We start from the raw sequence: 7,502 nt of genomic DNA on the forward strand, positions 1-7,502 counted from the left end.
TTGAGACGAGCGGACAGGTCGCGTCGAGATAGAGAAGATCGCGCCCCGCGGCCTCCGCCGGCACGGATTTCGGCACGCCGTGGGCGGAGAAGACCACGGGTTGGCCGTCCGCCGGCACGTCCGACACCTCGCGCACGAAGACCGCCCCAAGCGTCTCGAGACCCTGCACCACATAGCGATTGTGCACGATCTCGTGCCGCACATAGACCGGCGCGCCGTACTTCTCGATGGCGCGCTCGACGATCTGGATGGCGCGGTCGACGCCCGCGCAGAAGCCGCGCGGCGTGGCCAGCAGGACCGTGAGGGGACGACGTGGGCGGGGGTCTTGCAACATGGCGACAAACTAGGGGCTCGCGGGCTCCGCCGCCAGCCGCGTTGCGGCCGCATTCGATAGCCATTAGTAGGGACCGATCGCGGGGGCCGGTTCAGGCTCTCGACCCTCCTTGTTTGGACGACCCCCATGCGCCGTTCCCTGTTGCTCGCCGCCGGCCTTTCCCTGGCGGTCACAGCGCTTCCCGAGCTCGCCGCCGCCCAGCAGCGCCGTCCCAGCGACGAGCAGCGCCAGGAGCAGGAAGCGGCGAAGAAGAAAAAGCGCGACAGCGAGTGGAGCGACGTACAGGCGCCGCTTCCGGCTCTGCGCAACGCCGGACCCTGCCCCTTTGTGAAGGTCCTCTACGACGCCGCGCGCTATGTGGAGTTCAAAGAAGGTCGCGAGGCCTCGGCCAATGTCGCCTACTCGGGCGAGATCCAAGGCATATCGGCCGGCTGCCAGTACAAGGACGATGATCCGATCAAGGTGACGATGGAGGTGCTGTTCGAGCTGGGCAAGGGCCCGCAGGCGACCAGCGACACCAAGACCTACCGCTATTGGATCGCGGTCACGAAGCGCAACGACAGCGTCATCACGAAGCAATATTTCGACCTGCCGGTGAAGTTCGCCGAAGGCCAGGACCGGGTCTACGCCACCGAGGAGATCGGTCAGGTCACGATCCCGCGCGCCACCAACACCACCAGCGGCGCTAACTTCGAGATCCTGGTCGGCTTCGACGTGACGCCGCAGATGGCCGCCTTCAACCGTGACGGCAAGCGATTCCGCGTCAACGCCGGCACGACCACGGTCGCGGGCGCTTCCGAACGTCCATGAGCGATCTAAAGCGGGGCCTGAGCGAAGCGGTCGGGGCCGCCTTCGCCGCGGCGGGACTGCCGGCCGAGCTTGGCCGCGTGACGCCATCCGACCGGCCCGATCTCGCCGACTTCCAATGCAACGGCGCCCTGCCGGCCGCCAAGCGCGCGGGCCGCAATCCGCGCGAAGTGGCCGAAGAGATTTGCAAACACCTCGCGGTCCTCGACAAGGTCACACTTGGCTTCCGGCTGAGCTCGGTCGAGATCGCGGGACCGGGCTTCATCAACCTGAAGCTCAGCGACGCGGCGCTCGCCGAACGCGCCCGCGAGATCGCCGCCGACCCGCGCCTGGGCGCCGAGCCCTTAGCCGCGCCGCGCAAGATCCTGGTCGATTACGGTGGGCCCAACGTCGCCAAGCCGATGCATGTCGGCCATCTGCGCTCTTCGATCATCGGGGAGTCCGTCAAGCGTATCTACCGGTTCCGGGGCGACACCGTTGTCGGCGACGCCCACTTCGGCGACTGGGGCTATCAGATGGGTCTGCTGATCGGCGCGGTGACCGACGAGAATGCCGCCGTGAAGGCCGCGGTGGACGCGCTGAACGACGGGACCGGGGTCGAGGCCGACGCCGTGGCTGTCTTCGAAGCCCATGTGAGTCTTTCCGACCTGGACCGGCTCTATCCGCAGGCCGCGGCGCGCGGCAAGGGCGAGCCCGACTACCGTGACCGAGCCCGCAAACTCACCGCCGAGCTCCAGGCCCGCAAGCCGGGACATTTCGCCCTGTGGCGCCATTTCGCCAAGGTGACCCGCGTGGCGCTTGAGCGCGACTTCCACGCGCTGGGCGTCGACTTCGATCTGTGGAAGGGCGAGAGCGACGTCGACCTGTTGATCGCGCCGATGGTCGAGGAACTGGACGCCAAGGGCCTGCTGGTGGACGACCAGGGCGCGCGGATCATCCGGGTGACCCGCCAGGGCGACAAGCGCGAGCTGCCGCCGCTGCTCGTGGTCTCGTCGGAAGGCTCGGCCATGTACGGCACGACCGACCTCGCCACCATCGTCGACCGCAACGCCAGCTTCGGCCCCGACCACGTGCTCTATGTGGTCGACCAGCGTCAGGCCGACCACTTCGAGATCGTGTTCCGCGCCGCCCAGATCGCGGGCTACGTGACCGAGGGCATGCTGGAGCATGTCGGGTTCGGCACCATGAACGGCGTCGACGGCAAGCCTTTCAAGACCCGCGAAGGTGGGGTTCTGAAGCTCAACGACATGATCGTCATGACCCGCGACAAGGCGCGCGAGCGCCTGCACGAGGCGGGTCTGGGCGCCGAACTCGCGCCCGAGGCGTTCGAGGACACGGCCAACAAGGTCGCCGTCGCGGCGCTGAAGTTCGCCGACCTGCAGAACTTCCGCGGCACGTCCTACGTCTTCGACCTGGACCGCTTCTCCAGCTTCGAGGGCAAGACGGGTCCGTACCTGCTGTACCAGGCGGTTCGGGTGAAGTCGGTGCTGCGTCGCGCCGGCGACGAGGGGGTCGAAGCCGGCGAGATCGCGGTCTCCGAGCCCGCTGAGCGTGATCTGGTCCTGCTGCTCGACGCCTTCGATCAGGCCGTGACAGACGCCTATGACAAGAAGGCGCCGAACTTCCTGGCTGAGCACGCCTACAAGCTGGCCCAGGGCTTCTCGCGGTTCTACGCCGCCTGCCCGATCATGAGCGCCGAGCCGCCGGTTCGGGCCTCTCGCCTGGCGGGGCCCCAAGCCACGCTGCCCCTGCTGGTGCTGGCCCGGGACCTACTCGGCATCGCCGCGCCCGACCGGATGTCGGGCGCGGCGACTCGCCCGTCAGATCGGCAGGATCGCCGTGCCGAACGCCCGCTTCAGCTCGTGCGCCACGAAGGCTTCGGCGGCGGCGGCGTCCTTGACCACCAGGCCCATCCCGAAGAACTCGTGGGTCACGCCATGGAAGGTCTTATGGCGCACCTCGACGCCCTGGGCCTCCAGCCGCTCGGCCAGCAGTTCGCCCTCGGAGCACAGCGGGTCGATCTCTGCGGTGACGATGGTGGCTGACGGCAGGCCGCGCAGGTCGGCCTCGACCAGATTGATCCGGGGGTCCTTGGCGTCCTCCGGATTGGCGAAGATGTGCTTCACGAACCACTCCATCATCGCCTTGTTGAGCGGCTTTGCCTCGGCGTTCTCGCGATACGAAAGCGTGTCCATGTCGATGCCGGCGACGGGATAGATCAGGGCCATGTGGCTGGGCGCGCGAACGCCCTGATCACGGGCCATCATCGACACCGCGGCCGCCAGGTTCCCACCCGCGCTCTCGCCCATGACGGCCACCCGCTGCGGATCGCCGCCGAAGGTCTGGGCGTTTTCCAGCACCCACTTGTAGGCGGCCAAGGCGTCGTCGTGAGCGGCGGGGAACTTGTTCTCCGGAGCCTGACGGTAGTGGCACGACACCACGATCACATCGCCGAACTTGGCGATAGCGCGGGGGCCGGCGTCATAGGTGTTGATGTCTGCGATAACGAATCCGCCGCCGTGGAAATACACCACGACCGGGTGCAGCTTCTCGCTCTCGTGCATGCGGTAGATGCGGGCGGGCAGGGGACCGGCCGCGCCGGGATAGGTGATGTCCTGCGTCAGCACGTCCAGGTCGGCGATCCTATCGGTCCCGCGCTCGCGCAGCAGCTTCATGGCCGCATCGGCTGGACTGGGTTGGCGGCGGGCTTCTTCCGGGGTGAGCATCTCGATGGGCTGAGGGTTCAGCTCAAGAAAGGCCTCGATGACCTTGCGCATGTCGGAGTCGGCCGCGGCCTCGCCCCCGCTGATGTTGCGCTTGTCGGAATGGCCGAAGATGCGATCGAGTATCGACATGGTGAACCTTTGGGATTTGGGATGATCTCTCGCGATCCGAACGGCGCAGGACGACCGACGTTCCGGTCCCGCGCGACTTTGCGCGTTGACTAAGCCCCGGTGATCGAACAGGTTCGCGCCGACTCTCGCGGGAGAGATCGGGCCCTTCGGGGTCCGGAGCCGAAGGCGCAACCGCCCCGGAAACGCTCAGGCAAAAGGACCGCGCGGAGCTGATGAACGCTGGAAAGTAGGCGCCCCCGTTCGAGGGCGCTCGCCGAAGGAGCAGGGGGTCGTCCGTCGTTCGGAAGACTCTAAATCTCTCAGGCATCAGGGACAGCGGGGGCGCATGCGTTGCGGGGCGGAGCCTCGCGCGCGCGCGGAATCATCAGCCGGAGTCCGAGATTGTCCGACGAGACCCTGAAGACCACGCCGCTCAACGCCGCGCACATCGCCGCGGGCGGGCGCATGGTGTCCTTCGCCGGCTACTCCATGCCCGTGCAGTACAAGGACGGTGTCCTCAAGGAACATCTCTGGACGCGTGAGAACGCGGGCCTGTTCGACGTTTCTCACATGGGTCAGGCCCGCCTGCGCGGGGTCTCGCCCCTGTCGGCGTTCGAGGAGATCACCCCGGGCGATTTCATCGGCCTGAAGCCCGGCAAGCAGCGCTACTCCGTCCTGCTCAACAAGAAGGGCGGGATCATCGATGACCTGATGGCCGCGCGGCCCGATGACGACGGCCTGTTCGTGGTGGTCAACGGCGCCTGCAAGGACAACGACTTCAAGATCATCGACAACGAGCTGGCCGGTCAGGTGCGGATCGAACGCCTGGAGAACCGCGCGCTGATGGCGTTGCAGGGTCCGAAGGCGGCCGAGGTCCTGGCCGCTCACGCCCCGCAGGCGGCGAAGATGGTGTTCATGGACTCCGCGTCCTTCGAGGCCTTCGGGACCGACGTCATCGTCTCGCGCTCGGGCTACACGGGTGAGGACGGCTACGAGATCTCCGTGCCGGCCGATCAGGCCGAGCGGGTCTGGAACCTGCTGCTGTCCGACGAGCGGGTCCGCCCGATCGGCCTGGGCGCCCGCGACAGCCTGCGGCTGGAAGCCGGTCTGCCGCTCTACGGCCATGACGTCGACGACAGCGTCAGCCCCATCGAGGCCGACCTGGCCTTCGCCGTCTCCAAGAAGCGCCGCGACGCTCGCGACTTCCCTGGCGCCACCCGCATCGCCAAGGAGCTCGCCGAGGGCGTGACCCGCAAGCGCGTCGGCCTGACCGTCCTGCAAGGCGCCCCGGCCCGCGAGGGCGCGGAGATCGCCGACGAAGCGGGGACGGTGATCGGCGTCGTCACCTCCGGCGGATTCTCGCCCTCGTTGGGCAAGCCCATCGCCATGGGCTTCGTGCCGCCTGCCCTGGCGGTCGTCGGCACGAAGCTGAACGTCATTGTCCGGGGCAAACCGCAGGCGGCCGAAGTCACCGCCATGCCCTTCGTTCCCCACCGCTACATCCGCAAGCTCTGAAGAGGACCGCCCAGATGCGTTTCACCAAGGACCATGAGTGGGTCTCCCTCGAGGGCGACGTGGCCACCATCGGCATCACCGCCTACGCCGCCGACCAGTTGGGCGACGTGGTGTTCGTCGAGACTCCCGAGCCCGGCAAGACCGTGAAGGCCGGCGACGGCCTGGCGGTGGTCGAGAGCGTCAAGGCCGCCTCCGACGTCTACGCCCCGATCTCGGGCGAGGTGGTCGAAGGCAACACCGCCCTGGGCGATGCGCCGGAGACGGTCAACGACCAGCCCGAAAAGGCCGGCTGGTTCGCCAAGATCAAGGTCGCCGACAGCGCCGAGTACGAGGCCTTGATGGATCGCGCCGCCTACGAAGACTTCCTGGGGACCCTGTAAGACCCATGCGCTACCTCCCGCTTACCCCCGCCGACCGCGCCGAGATGCTGGGCGTCATCGGCGTCAGCTCGATCGACGACTTGTTCGCCGACGTCCCCGCCGCCGCGCGCAAGGCCGATCTGTTCGACCTGCCCCTGCATGCGGGCGAGCTAGAGGTGGAGCGGGAGCTTTCGGCCCTGGCCGCCATGAACCGTCCAGCCGGCGCGGGGCCGTTCTTCTGCGGCGCGGGCGCCTATCGCCATCACGTGCCGGCCACCGTCGACCACGTGATCCAGCGCTCGGAATTCCTGACCAGCTACACGCCCTATCAGCCCGAGATCGCCCAGGGCACGCTGCAGGTGTTGTTCGAGTTCCAGACCCAGGTCGCCGCGCTCACCGGCCTCGATGTGGCCAACGCCTCCATGTACGACGGCTCCACGGCCTGCGCCGAGGCGGTGATGATGGCCCAGCGGGTCACCCGCCGAAAGAAGGCCGTCGTCTCGGGCGGTCTGCACCCCCACTACGCCGCGACCACCCAGACCATCGCCCATGCCGAGGGTATGGACATCACCCGACTGCCCGCCGCCATCGACGCCGAGGCCGCGGTGATCGAGGCCATCGACGCTGAGACCGCCTGCGTCGTGGTCCAGACCCCCAACGTGTTCGGTGTGGTCACCGACGTGACCAGGATCGCCGAAGCCGCCCATGCCGCCGGCGCCCTCTTGATCGTGGTCACCACCGAGACGGTGTCCTTCGGCCTGCTGAAGTCGCCCGGCGAGATGGGCGCGGACATCGCCGTCGCCGAGGGCCAGTCGATCGGCAACGGCCTGAACTTCGGCGGCCCCTATGTCGGCCTCTTCGCCTGCCGCGAGAAGCTTGTCCGCCAGATGCCCGGCCGGCTCTGCGGCGAGACCGTGGACGCCGAGGGCCGTCGCGGCTTCGTCCTGACGCTCTCGACCCGCGAGCAGCATATCCGCCGCGAGAAGGCGACCTCGAACATCTGCACCAACTCGGGTCTCTGCGCCCTGGCCTTCACCATCCACCTGTCGCTGCTGGGCGAGCGAGGCCTGCGCGATCTCGCCGAGCTCAACCACTCCAAGGCCCGCGAGCTGCGCGACGCCCTGGCGAAGGTTCCCGGCGTCGAGATCCTGACGCCGCGCTTCTTCAACGAGTTCGCCCTCCGCGTGAAGGGTGACGCCACCGCCACGGTCGAGGCCCTGCTGGCCGACGGGATCGTGGCCGGCGTGCCCTTCTCTCGCCTGGCGCCGGAGGCCGGCGTGGACGACGTCCTGCTGGTCGCCGCCACCGAAACCACCACCCGCCAGGACATCGCGGCCTTCGCTGCGGCGCTCACCCGGAGGACCGGCCAATGACCATGCAGAACGTGGGTCGACCCACCCGTCCGCAAGCGGCCAACGAGACCGAACACCAGTCGCTGACCGGCGCCCGTGGCCTGCTGCAGGACGAGGCCCTGATCTTCGAGATGGGCGGTTGGAACAAGACCGGCGTCGACCTGGCGCCCGCGGCGCAGGATGCCTCCGACCTGGGCGATCTGGTGCGGACCGCGCCCATCGGCCTGCCGGGACTCTCCGAGCCTGAGACCATGCGCCACTACGTGCGGCTCAGCCAAAAGAACCACGCCATCGACCTGGC

Annotated in this window: 5 protein-coding genes, 3 pseudogenes and 1 riboswitch; of the genes and pseudogenes, 6 read left to right on the forward strand and 2 right to left on the reverse strand. The window is 68.0% G+C overall.

The genetic code is table 11. The annotated features are described in order from the left end of the window. Positions 1 to 334, reverse strand: a pseudogene (ispH, locus tag RMO04_RS16465) (4-hydroxy-3-methylbut-2-enyl diphosphate reductase); the annotation flags it as partial. 126 nt (positions 335 to 460) lie between these two features. On the opposite strand from ispH, the gene RMO04_RS16470 reads away from it, so the two are divergent. Further along, on the forward strand, positions 461 to 1,144 hold the full coding sequence (locus RMO04_RS16470; protein WP_309645858.1) for a Tat pathway signal sequence domain protein: 684 nt from the start codon (positions 461 to 463) through the stop codon (positions 1,142 to 1,144). Then, positions 1,141 to 2,940 (forward strand): annotated as a pseudogene (gene argS, locus RMO04_RS16475) (arginine--tRNA ligase); the annotation flags it as partial. The gene RMO04_RS16470 and the pseudogene argS, both read left to right, overlap by 4 nt. Positions 2,941 to 2,961: 21 nt before the next feature. Here the strand turns inward: argS and RMO04_RS16480 are convergent. Next, positions 2,962 to 3,996: an alpha/beta hydrolase gene (locus RMO04_RS16480; protein WP_309645859.1), complete on the reverse strand. Its 1,035-nt coding sequence runs from the start codon at positions 3,994 to 3,996 to the stop codon at positions 2,962 to 2,964. 118 nt (positions 3,997 to 4,114) lie between these two features. After that, a riboswitch (glycine riboswitch) is annotated at positions 4,115 to 4,208 on the forward strand. 169 nt (positions 4,209 to 4,377) lie between these two features. Between RMO04_RS16480 and gcvT the strand changes: the two genes are divergently transcribed. The 4 genes and pseudogenes from gcvT to RMO04_RS16500 all read left to right on the forward strand — a co-directional run. After that, on the forward strand, positions 4,378 to 5,490 hold the full coding sequence (gcvT, locus tag RMO04_RS16485) for a glycine cleavage system aminomethyltransferase GcvT (RefSeq protein WP_309645860.1): 1,113 nt from the start codon (positions 4,378 to 4,380) through the stop codon (positions 5,488 to 5,490). A 14-nt stretch (positions 5,491 to 5,504) separates the two neighbouring features. Continuing rightward, positions 5,505 to 5,870: a glycine cleavage system protein GcvH gene (gcvH, locus tag RMO04_RS16490; protein ID WP_309645861.1), complete on the forward strand. Its 366-nt coding sequence runs from the start codon at positions 5,505 to 5,507 to the stop codon at positions 5,868 to 5,870. 5 nt (positions 5,871 to 5,875) lie between these two features. Further along, positions 5,876 to 7,222: an aminomethyl-transferring glycine dehydrogenase subunit GcvPA gene (gene gcvPA, locus RMO04_RS16495; protein WP_309645862.1), complete on the forward strand. Its 1,347-nt coding sequence runs from the start codon at positions 5,876 to 5,878 to the stop codon at positions 7,220 to 7,222. Continuing rightward, positions 7,219 to 7,502, forward strand: a pseudogene (locus RMO04_RS16500) (aminomethyl-transferring glycine dehydrogenase subunit GcvPB); the annotation flags it as partial. The gene gcvPA and the pseudogene RMO04_RS16500, both read left to right, overlap by 4 nt.

This window comes from Phenylobacterium sp., assembly GCF_031412415.1.
Taxonomy (GTDB): Bacteria; Pseudomonadota; Alphaproteobacteria; order Caulobacterales; family Caulobacteraceae; genus Phenylobacterium.

Coding starts and splice junctions, on each gene's coding strand:
- RMO04_RS16470 (WP_309645858.1), top strand. CDS start 461: ATGCGCCGTTCCCTGTTGCTCGCCGCCGGCCTTTCCCTGGCGGTCACA.
- RMO04_RS16480 (WP_309645859.1), bottom strand. CDS start 3,996: ATGTCGATACTCGATCGCATCTTCGGCCATTCCGACAAGCGCAACATC.
- gcvH (WP_309645861.1), top strand. CDS start 5,505: ATGCGTTTCACCAAGGACCATGAGTGGGTCTCCCTCGAGGGCGACGTG.
- gcvPA (WP_309645862.1), top strand. CDS start 5,876: ATGCGCTACCTCCCGCTTACCCCCGCCGACCGCGCCGAGATGCTGGGC.